Raw genomic sequence first — 17,062 nt, 5'->3', positions numbered from 1 at the left:
AACTAAAGGAATGCTTATGAAATCCAAGTCATTGTTAAAAGCCGCTGTCAGTGTCACACTGATTCTCCACTTAACAGCGTGTGGAACCTTACTGTATCCAGAGCGTAAGGGACAAACCGGTGGACGCATCGATGCGGGTGTCGCAGCACTTAATGGTGTTGGTCTGCTACTTTTCGTTATCCCTGGTCTAATTGCATACGCTGTGGACTTTAATAACGGCACTATCTATTTGCCGAACTCTGCTAATGCGGATACACATGAGGGCGATGGCTTGTACACAATTAAAGTGGATGGTCCTCTCACCAAGGACGAAAGCCGTCGATTGATTGAAGATCATGTCGGTGGGCCAGTCGATTGGAGTCAATTGCAAACACGCTCAATGGAAGGTGTTAATGCAGATTCCATCACAGCTTCACTGAATAAGGTACAAGAAGCTCGATAATGGAAAGTCAATCTTGGTTTGATAACTCAGCGCTGCTAACCGTCGCACAATGGTTAGCGGCGCTTTTTGTTTTAGGTATTATTGCGCTCGTCGTCAGTGTGGGTGTGATGTATGTTGTTGATAAGATACAAACGCGTCACACTATCCGGCGTAACTACCCCGTTGTGGGACGATTTCGCTACATATTTGAACGCATGGGCGAATTTATGCGGCAGTATTTCTTCGCTATGGATCGTGAAGAAATGCCTTTTAATCGTGCGCAACGAAGTTGGGTTTATCGTGCCGCTAAAAACGCCGATCGCAATGTTGCCTTTGGTTCGACCCGAGATTTGACCCGTACTGGAACCATTATTTTTAGTAATGCACCTTACCCGCCGCTTGCTGAGCAATCAGTGAGTCCTCAGCCCGTAAAAATTGGACCGTACTGCAGCAAACCCTACTCGCCCACTTCGTATTTTCATATTTCGGGTATGAGTTATGGCGCGTTGTCGCCGGTTGCGGTTAAAGCATTATCTGCCGGTGCTAAAAAGGCAGGTTGCTGGCTTAATACCGGTGAAGGCGGACTGTCGCCCTATCACTTATCGGGTCACTGCGATGTGGTTTTTCAAATGGGCACTGCAAAGTTCGGTGTGCGCACGCAAGACGGTAAACTCGATGAGTCACGTTTAGCTGAATTAGGTCGTCATGATTCGGTTAAAATGTTCGAAATTAAATTAAGTCAGGGTGCCAAACCAGGTAAAGGCGGTATTCTTCCGGGCATTAAGGTCAACCAAGAAATTGCTGAAATCCGCGGTATTAAAGTGGGTGAAGATGCGATCAGTCCTAACCGCCACCTTGAAATTAGCAATAATGAAGAGCTACTCGATTTCATCGATAAAGTACGCACAATTACTGGTAAGCCGACAGGCTTTAAGTTTGTCATGGGTGACCCAAGCTGGATTGACGAGTTAGTCGATAGCATACTCAGCCGCGGTGAAGAAGCGGCCCCAGATTTTATTACGCTCGATAGTGCGGATGGTGGTACAGGAGCGGCACCGCAGCCACTGATTGATTATGTGGGTTTAAAGCTTTCAGAGAGCTTACCTATCTTGGTCGATAAACTAACAGAAGCAGGTTTACACAAACGTATTCGTATCATTTGCTCTGGCAAAATGATCTCGCCTGCGGATGTTGCTTGGGCGATTGCGATGGGAGCTGACTTTGTTGTCTCAGCCCGTGGTTTTATGTTTTCGCTCGGTTGTATTCAAGCCATGCAGTGTAATAAAAACACTTGCCCGACCGGTGTGACGACCGATGACCCGAAATTGCAACGTGGTTTAGATCCACAAGATAAATCGGAACGCGTCGCCAATTACCATAAATACCTCGAGTATGGCGTTAATATAATTGCTCATTCGTGTGGAGTGACCGATCCGCGCCAGCTTAATCGTCGCCATGCGCGTGTTATTAAACCGGATGGCGAAAGTATCAGTCTGGCGGAGCGTTATCCGCTACCGCCAGCACGTCGGCGATAGACTTAGTTCAGCGTATTTACTGGCAGTAACGGAGCAATGAGTTCTGCCAGCTTACGAAAGGTTTGGCGTCGACTTGTGGTAGGCCGATAAACCATACCTATATCACGGAACGCCTCCTGACCTGCTGGCTTCAATGGCTTGAGGTCGGTGTTATCGAGGATGCCGCGGTCGATGGCCATTTGTGACATAAACGTCGCACCTTTCTTAGCATCGGCCATCTGAACTAGGCTGTGTAAGCTCGTCGCCGTAAACGGGTTGACTTTAACCGTATCGGTTAATTGGCATGCCGATACCGCATGCCCCGTTAAACAGTGCTCTTTCTCGAGCAAGAAAATACTACCATCGGGTAGCTTATCGTAGTCAACGGGCTCTCCAAGCTGATCAGCTATTTCTTTGTGCGCAACCAACTTGAACGGATCGCGCCCGAGTAACCACTTCTGGTTGCCATGGATATCCATCGGTAGCGCTAACAGCAATATATCCAGCTCGCCATCGCGCAAAGCGCTCAATAAATTGGCCGTGGTATCTTCCGATATCTGTAGGTCGAGTTTGGTAAACTTAGCCTGAACGCGACGACTTAGTTCAGCGACGACGAAGGGCGCAATGGTAGGGATAATACCTAGGCGTACAGGGCCTTCCATAATATTGCCATGGCCTTTGGCATAGTGCATCAGCTCTTCGGTCGAGGTGATAATCTTTCTCGCTTGTTCAACGACCTCTTCACCGAGCGCGGTAAATAAAAAGGACTTATGATCACGCTCGATCAATTGGCAGCCCAATTGCTCTTCTAGGTTCTGAATGCCGCTACTCAGAGTCGACTGACTGACGTTACAGGCGGCTGCGGCGCGATTAAAGTTTTGCTGCTGATGTAATGCAATCAGGTAGTTAAGATTCTTCAAACTCGGTAATTTGCTCATTGTTCACCTGTGGTTATTGCTTTTTCGATTATCTTAATAGGTTTTATTCGTTTTATCCAATCAATAAATTTCCCTACTATGCTCCTCGAAACGTTAAGACACTACTCAATGATTAGGAGACAACATTATGTTGACAGTAGGCGATAAATTACCAGATTTCAGTGTAGTTGCTGCGAAGCCAAAATTTAATATGCCAGAGGAAAATGGTGAGAGCGCATTCGAAACAGTGACGCAAGACAGCTTTACAGGTAAATGGAAAATTATTTTCTTTTATCCAAAAGATTTCACCTTTGTATGCCCCACTGAAATCGTTGAATTCGCTAAGTTGAACGAAGAATTTGCTGACCGCGATGCTGTGGTTTTAGGTGGCAGCACGGATAACGAGTTCGTTAAGTTGGCATGGCGTCGTGAGCATCCTGACCTTGACCGTTTGAACCAGTATTCATTCGCTGACAATGGTTCACTCGTTGATGGTTTAGGTGTACGTGACAAAGAAGAAAACGTGGCTTTACGTGCGACCTTTGTTGTGGACCCACACAACGTTATCCAACACGTGTCGGTTAATAACTTAAACGTCGGCCGGAACCCTGCTGAGATATTACGTATCTTAGATGGTTTACAAACTGACGAGCTGTGCCCATGTAACCGTGCTGTCGGTGGTGACACTCTGTAAGTGATGATTGGTTGGGGGCTCACTCGAGTCCCCTTAATAAATGACTCGTCGAGGTAGAGGTAATGATGGCGATTGCAGATTACAAACAGTTGTTAGGTGACCACGGCAAAGATACTAAGCTGAATTTGTCGAGTCTGTTTAACAGTGTCGATACATCCGGTCTAACGACCGATCAATTCTACGGTACTGCTTTATCCTTGGCGTATAGCTTAGGCGATGAAGAACTCATTCAGACGATTGAGAACGAAACTGGTGACAAAGTCGAAGATAACGTGAAGCAGGCGGCAAAGTTAGCGGCAACGCTGATGGCGATGAACAATGTTTATTATCGTTTTCTTCACTTATCGAGTGATAAACAGTTTTCTAAGATGCCAGCGGGTCTGCGGATGAATGCGATGGCAAATCCCGGTGTCGATAAAGCGGATTTTGAGTTGTTCTCGCTCGCTGTTTCAGCGTTAAATGGTTGTGGTTTATGTATTGATTCGCACGTGAAGACACTCGTTCAACATGATGTCACAGCACAAGCGATTCAAACATCAATTAAGTTGGCGGCGGTACTTAATGCAGCATTGACTGCACGTAAACTGTCGTAATCCCCCTAGGAGCTGTGCTCCGATCCCTGTCTAGAGCAGCCCCAACTGCTCACAACGCTTTGCCCACCGCTTGTCGGTGGGCTTTTTTTATCTTTTTACTGATGTGTCCTAAGCTTATTAATACAATGAGTGGAGGAACTATGAATATCAATGCTGAACGCTTGAAATCAACGTTACGTGAGCTTTCTCAAATTGGTTATAACGAGTCGGATCATGGTGTATATCGATGGGGTTTTACCGATGCTGACATGGAAGCTCGTCGTTGGTTTCTGAACTTGGCTGAGCAAGAAGGTTTTAAATGCCACATGGATGGCGCGGGTAATGTGTTCGCTGGTATCGGCGATTACCATGAGACACCCGCCGTTTTAACAGGATCTCATCTTGATACAGTGCCGGCAGGCGGTATGTTTGATGGTGCGCTCGGAGTACTAGCTGGATTTGAAGTATTGCGCACGTTGAAAGAAAACGATGTAAAGCTGAAACATCCTGTATGGGTCGTTGGTACCGCAGAAGAGGAAGGTCGTTTCGGCGGTATGATGGGTTCGCAAGCGCTCGCAGGCGTCGTTAACATGGATTGGCTGATGTCCGCGCATGATGCCGACGGTGTATACCTGAAAGATGCAATGGCAAAGCATAACCTTGATGTGATGGATGTGCTTGATGCGGCATGGCCACCGAGTCGACTCAAGGCGTTTTACGAGCTACACATCGAGCAAGGTCCGGTGCTCTTTAATGAAGAAGTGAGTATCGGTGCCGTTGAGGGGATTTCAGGCGTGTTTAAATGGATTGTGCATTTAAAGGGTAAGGCTGATCATGCGGGTACCGCGCCCATGAATATGCGTAGCGATGCGTTTATGGGATTAGCTGATTTTGCACATGAAATCGAACGCATTATTGCCGAGGATGGCACCGATAAGACGCGCATCACAGTAGGTAAGGTTGAGCTCAAACCTGGCAGTCCACATACTGTGCCGGGTGAGGCCATATTTACGATTGTCGGACGTGATATGAGTAATGAGGTGATGACTGATCTTGCTGATGCGTGTCGCAAGGCGTTATCTGCAATCGCTCGTAAACACCGGCTGATGTTTGAGTATGAACAAGTCAGTTGGTTAAAGCCTCAGTCCTGTTCAGATAAGTTGACGCAGATCATAGAAAAAAGCGCCAAAGCGCGTAACTTAAGCTGCATCAGAATGCCCAGTGGTGCGGGTCACGACACACAGTTTTTTTCAGAGATTACGCAGGCCGGACTCATATTTATCCCCTCGGTCAATGGTGTGAGCCATGCGCCTGACGAGTGGTCTCACTGGCATGATGTCGAAGCGGGTGCAAACATACTTTTAGATTGCATCTTAAATTCAGCAGAGTAATGCGGCTTTATATGATAACTGGTATACTGTCCGCACAATGACCTGTTTCTAGTGGTAACGTCATGGAACAAAAAGTCACAGTTCAATCGGCCGATAAGGTCAAGATCCAGCGTCCTTCCAAAAAAGGCGGCTCAAACACGGCTCGCAATCGTATCTATGTTCGTGATGTCAAAGGCGGGATGGAATACTTTCGACGCTCTTGGGGCTTCATTCTACTTGCGATTTTTGCACTCATCCCTTGGTTAACTTATAACGGCCAGCAGGCAGTTTTGCTGGATATCATGGAACAACGCTTCCGGATCTATGGCCTCACATTATGGCCACAAGACTTCACGGTGTTGGCGTGGTTCGCGATTGTTGCAGCTGTAGCATTGTTTTTTGTGACCACAATCTGGGGACGTGTCTGGTGTGGCTTTATGTGTCCGCAGACCACTTGGACCTTTATTTTCATGTGGTTTGAGAAGAAGTTTGAAGGGCCGCGCAACAAGCGTATTAAACTGGACGAACGCAAAATGGACTTTGATAAGTTCTGGCGTAAGACTGGTAAACAACTGGGCTGGATTTCAGTTGCGCTACTCACGTCATTGACCTTTGTCGGCTACTTCACCGATGTGCGCCAACTTTTTGCTGACTTCTTCACCTTAGACGCCGGTTTCTGGGCAACATTTTCCGTTTTGTTCTTCGCGTTTTGTACCTACGGTAATGCGGGCTATATGCGCGAGATCATGTGTACTCACATGTGTCCGTATGCGCGTTTTCAATCAGCGATGTTTGATAAAGACACCTATACGGTCAGTTATGATGCGAACCGCGGCGAACCGCGCGGACCACGTTCACGCAAAGCGGATCCGGCAGAAAAAGGGCTCGGGCACTGTATTGATTGCTATATGTGTGTTCAGGTCTGTCCAACAGGTATTGATATTCGTAACGGCCTACAATATGAGTGCATTGATTGCGGTGCATGTATTGATGCCTGTAATGATGTGATGGATAAGATGAATTATCCACGCGGCCTGATTCGGTTTACTACTGAACGCAACTTGAATACCACCGATAAAGCTCAGAAAACCAATCCGTGGCGAATGAAAACGATTGGCTACTTCGTCATCATGTTAGTTGTCACTTCGGTGATGATTTGGGATGTCGCAACACGAGTTCCGCTTGAGGTGGATGTATTGCGCGATCGTAACTCTCTGTACCAAGAAAATATTCAGGGCGAGATAGAAAACGTGTATACCCTGAAAATTGTCAACAAGTCGCAGATTGATCAAACGTATAAGATTGATGTAGAAGGCTTATCGCAGTATCGCTTGATTGGCAATGCTAAGAAATCAGTGGGTGCAGGGGAAGTGGGGAGTTTACCCATAACCTTGGCGGTACCGCCCAACGAATTGAGTGATTCAATTACCGAATTTAACTTTGTTGTGACCTCGGAGACATCAGAAGGTGTTACTATAAAGCAAGAATCTCGCTTTATTTATCAATAGGTCACTATGGTTAATGACAAGGACTTTGCATTCGCAGGTCTGTTGCCCGATGTAGTTATCAATGCTATCGAGAGCTTGGGTATTTTCCCAAGCTCGGGTTTGCTTCCCCTCAATAGCTACGAAAATAGGGTCTATCAATTTCGCTGTGACGAGGGCATGCGCTATGTCGCTAAATTTTATCGGCCGTACCGTTGGAGCAACGCTCAAATAGAAGAAGAGCATCTGTTTTCCCAGCAACTGCTCGATGACGAAGTCCCCGTTGTAGCGCCGTTAAAAGTGTCAGGCCAATCTTTACATGAATATGAAGGTTACCGCTTTGCGGTGTTTCCAAGCATTGGTGGGCGCGCTTTTGAACCAAATGACTTAGATGATTTGGAACGACTAGGGCGTCAAATTGGCCGTTTACATCAAGTTGGAAAGAAAGACGTATTTAAGGCACGCGAATCATTCGACATTCAACGGTTGTTATCGGAATCTATTGATGAGCTGCGTCATTCACAACTATTACCTCAAGAGCTAGAAGCTGCATTCTGGGCCATTTTATCGCCGTTAGCAGAAAAACTACAAACCTTTGCATGGGATAGTTTAGCTTATCAAAGGTTACACGGAGACTGTCATATTGGTAATGTATTGCAGTATGATACAGAACTAACCTTCGTCGATTTAGATGATTGTCGTATGGGTCCAGCGATACAGGACCTTTGGATGATGCTTAATGGCTCGCGAGAAGATCAAACGTGTCAGCTCGACGCGTTGATTGAAGGCTATCAAGATTTCTGTGATTTTGATAAAAAAGAGATTGCGTTTATTGAACCTTTACGTGGGTTTAGACTCATTCATTATATGGCATGGCTTTCTAAGCGCTGGCAAGATAGTGCTTTTCAACGTGCGTTTCCATGGTTTAGCGAAGCTCGCTACTGGGAGTCACAAATATTAGCGCTTAAAGAACAACGGGCTGCATTAGACGAGGCACCCATTAAACTCGGTTATTAATAAAGCGAATTAAATAGGTAAGAGCATATGAAAAACTGGTTGTTAGGATTAGCGAGCGCGTTACTGTTGGTAACGGGCATGGTGCAAGCTCAAGAGTTTGAGGAAGGCACCCATTACGAAGTGATTTCTGATGCAGCGACAAGTGACGCACAAATACTCGAGTTTTTCTCGTTTTATTGTGTTCACTGCTATCGCTTTGAGCCTATTGCTGAGCGTTTGAAAAAAGAACACCCAGATGCTTTTGAGAAAATGCACGTGTCATTTTTGAGCCCCAAAGATGATGTTGGTGAAACGATGACAAAAGCCTTTGTTGTTGCTCAGAAACTCGGTATTGAGGAAAAAATTATTCCAGCAATATTCGATTACAACTTTGCTCAGCGCAATATGCTGACTAGCGAAGATGATATTCGCAATGTATTCATTTTAAATGGCGTTTCTGGTGAAGAGTTTGATAAAGCTATGTCGAGCTTCGCGGTACGCGCAGCGGCGAGTAAAATGGATCGGACAGCGGCTGATATGGAAGTGCGTGCAACACCTACGTTTATTGTGAACGGTAAATATAAAATGTTGCCCCAAGGCTTCCGTGACAGTGATGACTTTGCTGCCGACTTTAGTAAGCTCGCAGGTTACTTACTTGATAAGTCTTAATAAGGCTCAGAACGAGAGCCCCGCCCAAATGGCGGGGCTTTTTTCTATCTATTGATCGTCTTTATCATTACCATCCTTGCCATCTTCGTCATCATTAGGTTCTGTTTGTTGCTCAGAAGGCTGCTTTTTGATGGTCTGTGTTTTGGGGAAGTACTGATAGTAGCTCAGTTTAAAGTCACCCATAATGGTGTAGAGATATTCGAAGAGAATGGACTGGATTTTTTCGTAGTCTGTCCAACTGGTTTGCTTAGAGAATGCATAGATTTCTAGAGGCAGCCCAGACGCGGTAGGCTCAAGTAAGCGCACCATGAGCGTCATATCCTCATGAATCTGTTGATGACTACTCACATAGTCTTGCACGTAACATCTAAACGCCGTTAAGTTGGAAACAGGCTTCTGAATCTGATGGCGGTTGAGCCACTCATCGAGTGATTCATTAAAGTAGCTCGATGCCAACGACTCAAGGGTATCGTCATCAAGTATCTGGGCACTGTCGAGATCGAGCATCAGCGATCGTTTGATGCGACGGCCTCCGGAGTTAATCATGCCCTGCCAGTTTTTGAATGATTGATGAATGAGCACATAGGTGGGTAAGTAAACCGTTGTTTTATCCCAGTTTTCCACTTTTACAGTGATAAGGCCGACTTCTTGAACGGTGCCGTCGACGTCCGAGTCGGGGACTTGAATCCAGTCACCAATACCAACCATACGGTTAGTTGCAAGCTGTACCCCTGCAACAAACCCCATCAAGGTGTCACGAAAGACCACCATCAGTATGGCCGTCATGGCGCCGAAACCACTTAATAAATACATAGGGGATTTATTCATCACAATAGCGACTGAGATGATAATTGCCATGAGTACTAATATGAGCTTGGCGACTTGAATGACCCCGGTAATGGGGACCTCTTTGGCCTTGCTTGAATACTCGTAAGCAATTGAAATGACGTTCGCTAGTGCCAATAAAATACTGGTTATCACCCACGTTAAATAGATACCAACGGCGGTTTGTAGAGGACCTTGCCATTTTTCGAAGTCATCAACGAAGACTACGGGAATAAATAGATTAATAAGTAGAACAGGGGCGAGATTGGCGCACCGTTTAAAAAAACCACTGTTTACGAGAGAGTTATACCATCGCTCAGGGGCTTTTCTGAGCATGCGATGAATGGTTTTATTGATGATTAAGCGGGTGACTTGATAAATAATATAACCCGCGATGATGACGAGTACGGATTGTATGCCGAGCACTGCGTAGGTCAGTAAGTCGCCTTCAAGTCCGAGCTGGCTCAACCATTCGTTGATGAAGTTTAAATCCATACGGTTTGTCCTTATTGGTTATCTCGCTCCGCCTTTGCTTTTAAGCGACTGATAGTGGCATCTTTCTCCTGCCAACGTTCATTGAGCCAAGTTTGAAACGACGCCTTAAACTCGGGATCATTTTGATAGTCACCGATTAATTCAGGTGTAATAGGTCGTGTTTTTATGTCAACGTACACATCACGTAGTTGACCACTCAGTAAGTGCCATACGACCGGGCGATCATCGTTACCTGGGTATACGATGGTTATATCAAGAATAGCCTCAAATTGATCACCCATGATTTGTAAAGCAAAGGCAGTACCACCCGCCTTGGGTGTGAGTAAATGTTGGTAAGGGCTCGACTTTTTGGCGTGCTTTTCAGGTGTAAAGCGTGTGCCTTCACAGAAATTCACTACCGTGGTGGGGATATGTTTAAACTTTGCGCAAGAGCGCGCGGTGGTTTCGATATCCTTGCCTTTTAAGTGCGGCTTTTTCTGTAGTTTCTCTTTTGAGTAGCGGCGCATAAACGGCATATCAAGCGTCCAACAGCCCATTCCTACAATGGGAACCCAAAGTAACTGATACTTTAAGAAAAACCGAGGCATAGGTACGTTACGGCGCGTTAGATGCATGAGTACCAGAATATCAACCCAGCTCATATGGTTGGCCATAATTAAATACCAACCCTTTTTGTGAATATTTAAGTCCCCCTCGATATGCCAAGTCATTCGCTGAGTGAGTTGAAAGGTGACTGACATACAGTAGCCCCAGATACGAAATACTGAGTTGGCTAGGTGAGAGAAAAACCGAGTGAGTGGCGGAATAGGAAGTAACAGTTTAAATACACCCACCAAGATCACCATTAACCCGACAATCGCCGTCGTCAGTGCTGCCCACGTGAAGTTGATAAGGACGCGAAACGGAATTAAGAGTGTACGGATCATGATGGTGGCATTCCCTTCCCTTTGTTTAAAACAACAATCATAACGGAACAAATAAAGGTTGTCTGTTGCGAAATTCACCATTTTTAATATACTGTACATATATACAGTATTGCGAGGGTGACACAATGCAACCGAAATTAAAGCAATTGGTGAATAAAGGACTGCTCTGGCAAGGACGGCAAACACATTACCAAGAGCAGCGTTTTCTCAGTACAGGACATCCGTCATTAAATGAGTTGTTAGGTGGTGGTTGGCAGTTTGATGCGGTGCATGAGTGGCAGCTCGACTCTCCTTTTATAGAGCAAAAGTTACTTTGGCCGTTACTCGAACAATTACACGAGATGAACCAGCCTATATTTTGGTTAAACCCCCCAGCTTTACTATCGGCTGCGGGTTTACGCTGGCGCTTGAAGCAGGCCGATAGCTTGCATATTGTGCTGAACACCTCGGCTAACGAAGCGGCGTGGGCTTTTGAACAAATTCTACAAAGCGGCGCGGGTGTTGCGTTTTTATGGCAACCCGAGTCCGAAAATCAGTCGAGTTATGTTCGGCGTTGGCAAAAGGCAGTGCAGCAAGGCCATCAAATGGGCTTTGTCTTAACAGCACTTGAGAAAACAGTGGAAGCGCGTGCCTATACTAACCGGCTGCATTTGCATCCAAATCACACAGTGGATGTTGTTAAGCGTCGTTATGGTTGGCCAGTTAATAATATCAGTTTATGAAACTGTGGCTTTATTTACATTTTCCTCGGCTATTGCTCGACAACATACAGCGTTTGCAACCGCAGATTCAGCAGTTGCCCGTAGCGCTGGTTTATCATGAGCATCAAAAAGAGTGGCTTGTACAGTGTAATGAGACTGCGCTTAGCCAAGGTTTAGAAGTGGGTCACAGTACGGTTTTAGCCCATACATTAGTCAACGATGCCGTATTTATGCCCTACTCTGAAGAAAAAGAGTCGCGGGTGTTAACGCGACTGGCTGAGCGATTATATTTATCCGTTGATAAACAAGTACTATTTAAGCCGCAAGGTATTGCTATCGAGCTTGATAGCCTGCTGAAGCTCTATCAAGGTACTCAGCCTTTAATCGATCACTTAAAAGAAGAGCTCGATACGCTAGGGGTGAGTTATCAGATGAGTTTAGGGTTTAGTGCCCGCTCGGCACAATGTTTGGCGTGTGCAGGTATTGAACAACTCAGTACGGATCGATGTGTGATTGAATATGAGCTGGGGCACTTACCTATCAAGCAGTTGTTACTTTCTTCTCAAATTGAAAAGCGCCTGCTCAGCACAGGTATTCATCAACTTAAGCAGCTTTGGTCATTATCTGCAGCCGATATCGGTAAGCGCTTTGGCGCAGGTATGGTGGATGATACTCAGCGTTTAAAAGGCAATGAGTCACAAGCGTTTGACTTTTTCCGTCCTCGCGATGCGTTTATTACGCAGCTAGACTTAGTGACAGAAATACAGCATTGGCAAGGCATGCTGTTTCCTCTCAAGCGACTCTTACAAGAGTTAGAGCAATTTTTATATCAGCGGCAAAAAGTGATTCGTCAGTTAATCATTGAGTTACAGCACCGTGATATTGAACCAACATCTGTACCGCTTAAGTTAGCTTCGGATAGTTGGCGAGCATCAGAGTTTCTTAATTTATTGCAGTTACAAATGAATCGCTATCCGCTTACAGCGCCGGTTATCGCTATTGAGATGAGAGCGCTTGAATTATTTGAGTTGACGCGTGATTCCGGGTCCTTATTAACAAAGGGCGTTGCACATCAGCAAACGGTCACAGAGTTAGTCAGCCGATTACAAGCTCGACTCGGAGAAAAAGCGGTTTATAGTCCGCAGCTATCGAGTGATCCCCGCCCTTTAATCAATGAACAGCGCGCCGCTCAAATGACGACACTCACAGTTCAGCGGCATGCACCGCGACGCCCTCTTTGGTTATTAACGGAGCCCGAGTTAGTACAGGTTGAGCATTGGCAGTTACTAGAAGGACCCGAGCGAATCCAGTCGGGTTGGTGGTCAACGTCTGAAGTCTGCAGAGATTATTGGCTCGCTAAAGATGAGCAACAGCGACTAGGCTGGCTTTTCTTTGAAAACAGTCACTGGTTTTTACAGGGGTGGTTTAGCTGATGCGTTATGCAGAACTGCACTGTTTGTCGAACTATAGTTTTTTGCGTTCAGCCTCTCACCCTAGTGAGTTTGTTGATCGAGCAACAGAGCTCGGTTACGAGGCGATTGCAGTAACCGATGAATGCTCAGTCGCTGGTGTGGTACGCGCCTATGAAGCGGCTCGCGAGCGACCTATTAAACTCATTGTAGGGAGTGAGTTTATGGTGCCTGGAGCGGGGGTTTTTGTTGTGCTGTGCCCTACTCGCAGCGCTTATGCAGCCTTGTGTGAGAAAATTACTTTATTTCGACAACGTTCCGAGAAAGGTTCATATGCCGTTCAGCTTGATGACTTTTTGCATGGGTTCGATGAAGCGCTGTTGTTATGGTGGCCACAGTGCGACACCGAGGGTCTTTCTTACGCAAAAGCTTTAAATTTGGGGCATCAACTCAAGCGTCACTGGCGCGATCGTATATGGCTACTCTACGAAAGACACTACCAACATAATGACAAAGCCTTATTTCGGATGGTCTGTCGCTTAAGTCAACAGGTTAAATTACCTGTTACAGCATCTAATGGCGCGGTTATGCATGATGAAAATCGGCAACCATTACTGGATATTCTGAGTGCGACTAACGCTAACCAGTCGCTGGTGCAGCATCCGGAGGTCTGTGCACTAAACAGCGAACGTCGGTTACGTGATCTAAAGGCATTACAGGCGTGTTACCCAGCCAACTGGTTAACGGAGTCTGCAAAAATAGCTGACCGCTGCACTTTTTGTTTGTCAGAGTTACGTTACGAATACCCTGCCGAATTGGTGCCTAAAGGTATGACGGCACAGCAGTATTTACGGCACCTTACAGAACAGGGTGCTCAGCAACGTTATCCAGAAGGCGTTCCAGAGTCAGTTGTGAGTCAGTATGAGAAAGAGCTGAAGCTGATAGCCGAGCAACACTATGAGTATTTCTTTCTTACCATTTATGACCTAGTCGAGTTTGCTCAGTCTCAGGGGATTTTCTATCAAGGGCGAGGCTCTGCGGCAAACTCGGTGGTTTGTTACTGCCTTAAGATTACCGCGGTTAACCCCGCTCAGTTCGATGTGTTGTTTGAGCGTTTTATATCCAAAGAGCGAGATGAACCCCCTGATATTGATGTGGACTTTGAGCATGAGCGACGTGAGGAGGTGATTCAGTATATTTATAAAAAGTACGGTCGTAAGCGTGCGGCATTAGCGGCAACCGTTATTCGCTATCGTTTTAAAAGTGCTTTTAGAGATGTAGGTAAAGCACTCGGTTTTAGTGAACAACAACTACAAACATATCGACAAAACCTCGATCGTCGAGATAAAACACAGAACTGGAAGGAGCAACTTGCTGAGCAATACCCTGCTCTCGTTCAGTCTAAACGAGGACAGCACTTAGTATCTTTAACTGAACAGCTAATGGGATTTCCACGCCATCTTTCTCAACATGTGGGTGGTTTTGTTATCGCAGCCAATGAACTGACTCAACTCGTACCCATTGAAAATGCCAGTATGCGTGATCGTACCGTTATCCAGTGGGATAAAGACGATCTTGAAGTACTTAAGCTATTGAAAGTGGACGTGCTGGCGCTAGGTATGCTGACTGCATTACGCAAGTCGCTTGGGTTATTAAAAGAAAAACGCAATCTAACGCTTGGGTTGGCCGATATTCCTCAAGAAGACCCCGTTGTTTATCGCGCTTTGCAGCAGGGTGATTCGGTGGGTGTGTTTCAAATTGAATCCCGCGCACAAATGAATATGTTACCGCGCCTCAAACCCAACACTTTTTATGATTTAGTCATACAAATTGCGATTGTCCGGCCAGGACCTATTCAAGGCGATATGGTGCATCCCTATTTACGCCGAAGAGCCGGTAAAGAAAAAGTGGATTATCCCAGCAACGAAGTGAAACAAGTTCTACAACGAACACTGGGTGTGCCTATCTTTCAAGAACAAGCAATTAAGCTGGCGATGGTGGCGGCGGGCTTTAGTGGGGGTGAAGCCGATCAGTTAAGGCGCGCCATGGCGGCCTGGAAGAGTACAGGTAAATTGCAACAGTTTGAGCATAAACTGATTTCCGGCATGCGAGCGCGAGGCTACAGTGAATCTTTTGCGCAACGACTATTCCACCAGATTTGTGGTTTTGGTCAGTATGGTTTTCCAGAATCACACTCGGCGAGCTTTGCTAATTTAGCGTATGCCTCGGCTTGGCTAAAAGTGCACTATCCGGCGGCATTTTTTGTAGGCTTATTAAATAGCTTGCCTATGGGTTTTTATTCACCTTCCCAATTAATTCAAGATGCAAAGCGCCATGGTGTTCGGTTTCTACCTGCGGATGTTAATCATAGTCAGTGGGATTACCAGTGGCTTGCTGATCAAGGAAACTGTGTGCGTATTGGTTTACGGCAGATCTTCGGGCTATCTCGCTCACGAACTGAGTTGTTGTTGAACTCGCGTATGGATACGTTGTTTGCTAACACTGAGCAGTTACGCCGAGGGGGCTTACATGAATCAGATATTCAAGCCCTAGCAAAAGCTGATGCACTCACATCTTTATCAGGACATCGTTATCAAGCCCAATGGGATGCTTTGTCACTCAGCGATCAGCAAATGCCACTTTTTAGTGAAGTGGCTGATAATAAGAGTGAGATCTCAATTAAGCCGACTGAGACTGAGGATATAAAAGCAGACTATGCGAGCACCGGACTTAGCTTACGTCGCCATCCGATGGCGCTTATACGCAACCATCCTGAAGTGATTAAGTGTATTGCTGCCGAGGCTTTAGCAGGATGTCGTTCTGGACAAGTGATTGAGGTTATCGGTCTTGTGACTTGTCGGCAAAGGCCAGGAACTAAAAGTGGTGTCACTTTTTTAACTTTAGAAGATGAAACGGGCAATATGAATGTTGTAGTTTGGGCCAACACAGCGACTCTATATAGAAAGGCTTTTTTATCGGCTCAACTATTATGGGTTAAGGGGGTTATTGAGATGAGTGAAGGTGTGATTCATGTTGTAGCAGGTCGCTTAGAAGATAAAAGTGATCTGCTACAACTAAATAAACTCGCCTCGCGACGTTTTCATTAATTACGAATATGATTCACGATATTGGCTTAACGTCGATCAGGTACTCATCTTTTAAGCGAACATAGTTTTCTGCTGATGCGCTTAGGAATGACATTTCCTTATCGTTCAGTGGTCTTTTCTTTTCTACTGGACTACCAACATAAAGAAAGCCAGACTCTAATACTTTACCCGGTGGAACTAAACTACCCGCACCGATGATGACGTCATCTTGTATTTCTACGCCGTCCATAACGATAGCGGACATTCCTACTAATACACGGTTACCAATACGACAACCATGTAACATGCATTGATGTCCTACAGTGACGTCTTCTCCTATAATGAGTGGATCGCCATCCGGTTTACCTGCGCTGGCGCGACTCACGTGAAGAATAGAACCGTCCTGTACATTACTCCGGGCGCCAATATGGATATAGTTAACGTCGCCTCGGGCTGCGACGAGAGGCCAGATGCTTGCATCGTCACCTATAGTGACCTCACCAACGATGACTGAGCTATCATCTATATAGACGCGCTCGCCTAATTGAGGCTCCTTTTCATGGTAGCTACGGATATCAGCCATAACCCTACTCCTATCATCTTTTGCTATTTAGTATCGTGTTTCTAACTATAGCTGTTTTGCCCGAAAGCGCATAGTTTGTACAGTCTACTGGCAAAATAGGTCATAAAAGAAACGAACTGATTTAACTTTGACCGAATAGCAAAAAAATCAATTAAAATTGATAATTAGCCCTTGACCCGCGAAGATAAATGTCTAAAATACGCCCCACGTTTGAGGCAGACAACGAAGTCGCCGAAAACATAAGTTTTCTAAAAAATCTTTTTTCAAAAAAGTGTTGACAGAAAACTGACGGTGTGTAGAATACGCACCTCTCGCAGCAAGGCTGCTGAGAAACGCTCTTTAACAAATTATCAAGCCAAGCAAACTGTGTGGGCACTTGCAAAAGTAAGCAACAAAAAAT

15 protein-coding genes are annotated in these 17,062 nt (G+C 45.7%); 11 read left to right on the top strand and 4 right to left on the bottom strand.

What is annotated here, in order from left to right; all coding sequences use genetic code 11:
* The first annotated feature begins 16 nt into the window (after nt 1-16).
* Entirely contained in the window at nt 17-442 is a 426-nt protein-coding gene (locus BFR57_RS04185) for a hypothetical protein (RefSeq protein ID WP_071462804.1), read from the top strand.
* On the top strand, nt 442-1,956 hold the full coding sequence (locus BFR57_RS04180) for an FMN-binding glutamate synthase family protein (RefSeq protein ID WP_071462803.1): 1,515 nt from the start codon (nt 442-444) through the stop codon (nt 1,954-1,956). Before BFR57_RS04185 ends, BFR57_RS04180 begins: the two co-directional genes overlap by 1 nt.
* 2 nt (nt 1,957-1,958) lie before the next feature.
* Here the strand turns inward: BFR57_RS04180 and BFR57_RS04175 are convergent, their stop codons facing one another.
* Nucleotides 1,959-2,873: a hydrogen peroxide-inducible genes activator gene (locus tag BFR57_RS04175; RefSeq protein ID WP_006954718.1), complete on the bottom strand. Its 915-nt coding sequence runs from the start codon at nt 2,871-2,873 to the stop codon at nt 1,959-1,961.
* Nucleotides 2,874-3,000: 127 nt separating this feature from the next.
* Here BFR57_RS04175 and BFR57_RS04170 point away from each other — a divergent pair, with 127 nt between their 5' ends.
* The 6 genes from BFR57_RS04170 to BFR57_RS04145 all read left to right on the top strand — a co-directional run bounded on the left by BFR57_RS04170 (nt 3,001) and on the right by BFR57_RS04145 (nt 8,637).
* On the top strand, nt 3,001-3,546 hold the full coding sequence (locus tag BFR57_RS04170; RefSeq protein ID WP_006954714.1) for a peroxiredoxin: 546 nt from the start codon (nt 3,001-3,003) through the stop codon (nt 3,544-3,546).
* A gap of 62 nt (nt 3,547-3,608) precedes the next feature.
* Nucleotides 3,609-4,139, top strand: a complete 531-nt coding sequence (locus BFR57_RS04165) for a carboxymuconolactone decarboxylase family protein (RefSeq protein WP_241971648.1) — start codon at nt 3,609-3,611, stop codon at nt 4,137-4,139.
* A gap of 140 nt (nt 4,140-4,279) precedes the next feature.
* Nucleotides 4,280-5,509, top strand: a complete 1,230-nt coding sequence (locus tag BFR57_RS04160) for a Zn-dependent hydrolase (RefSeq protein WP_071462802.1) — start codon at nt 4,280-4,282, stop codon at nt 5,507-5,509.
* Nucleotides 5,510-5,571: 62 nt separating this feature from the next.
* Nucleotides 5,572-6,996 (top strand): cytochrome c oxidase accessory protein CcoG, encoded by a 1,425-nt coding sequence (gene ccoG / locus BFR57_RS04155; protein WP_071462801.1) that lies wholly within the window; start codon nt 5,572-5,574, stop codon nt 6,994-6,996.
* 6 nt (nt 6,997-7,002) lie between these two features.
* Nucleotides 7,003-7,989, top strand: coding sequence for a serine/threonine protein kinase (locus tag BFR57_RS04150; protein ID WP_071462800.1), 987 nt, complete (start codon nt 7,003-7,005; stop codon nt 7,987-7,989).
* A gap of 27 nt (nt 7,990-8,016) precedes the next feature.
* Nucleotides 8,017-8,637 (top strand): thiol:disulfide interchange protein DsbA/DsbL, encoded by a 621-nt coding sequence (locus BFR57_RS04145; protein ID WP_071462799.1) that lies wholly within the window; start codon nt 8,017-8,019, stop codon nt 8,635-8,637.
* A 48-nt stretch (nt 8,638-8,685) separates the two neighbouring features.
* On the opposite strand, the gene BFR57_RS04140 is transcribed toward BFR57_RS04145, so the two are convergent.
* Nucleotides 8,686-9,957 (bottom strand): mechanosensitive ion channel family protein, encoded by a 1,272-nt coding sequence (locus tag BFR57_RS04140; RefSeq protein ID WP_071462798.1) that lies wholly within the window; start codon nt 9,955-9,957, stop codon nt 8,686-8,688.
* Nucleotides 9,958-9,968: 11 nt separating this feature from the next.
* Nucleotides 9,969-10,883 carry an acyltransferase gene (locus BFR57_RS04135; protein ID WP_071462797.1) on the bottom strand — a complete coding sequence of 305 codons (915 nt, stop codon included), beginning with the start codon at nt 10,881-10,883 and terminating at the stop codon, nt 9,969-9,971.
* A 125-nt stretch (nt 10,884-11,008) separates the two neighbouring features.
* Between BFR57_RS04135 and BFR57_RS04130 the strand changes: the two genes are divergently transcribed.
* From BFR57_RS04130 to BFR57_RS04120, 3 genes are read left to right on the top strand one after another with little or no spacing between them, the layout of a single operon-like run.
* A complete protein-coding gene (locus BFR57_RS04130; RefSeq protein ID WP_006954698.1) occupies nt 11,009-11,605 on the top strand; it encodes a hypothetical protein in 597 nt (198 codons plus the stop codon).
* Nucleotides 11,602-13,017: a DNA polymerase Y family protein gene (locus BFR57_RS04125; protein ID WP_083405029.1), complete on the top strand. Its 1,416-nt coding sequence runs from the start codon at nt 11,602-11,604 to the stop codon at nt 13,015-13,017. Before BFR57_RS04130 ends, BFR57_RS04125 begins: the two co-directional genes overlap by 4 nt.
* Nucleotides 13,017-16,100 carry an error-prone DNA polymerase gene (locus BFR57_RS04120; protein ID WP_071462796.1) on the top strand — a complete coding sequence of 1,028 codons (3,084 nt, stop codon included), beginning with the start codon at nt 13,017-13,019 and terminating at the stop codon, nt 16,098-16,100. The genes BFR57_RS04125 and BFR57_RS04120 overlap by 1 nt, the downstream gene beginning before the upstream one ends.
* A 13-nt stretch (nt 16,101-16,113) precedes the next feature.
* Here the strand turns inward: BFR57_RS04120 and BFR57_RS04115 are convergent, their stop codons facing one another.
* Entirely contained in the window at nt 16,114-16,662 is a 549-nt protein-coding gene (locus BFR57_RS04115) for a gamma carbonic anhydrase family protein (protein ID WP_071462795.1), read from the bottom strand.
* Nucleotides 16,663-17,062: the final 400 nt, after the last annotated feature.

It is taken from the genome of Idiomarina sp. MD25a (assembly GCF_001870515.1).
GTDB lineage: Bacteria > Pseudomonadota > Gammaproteobacteria > Enterobacterales > Alteromonadaceae > Idiomarina.
The sequence above is the reverse complement of the archived record's forward strand: the minus strand, read 5'-3'. Positions and strand labels throughout refer to the sequence as shown.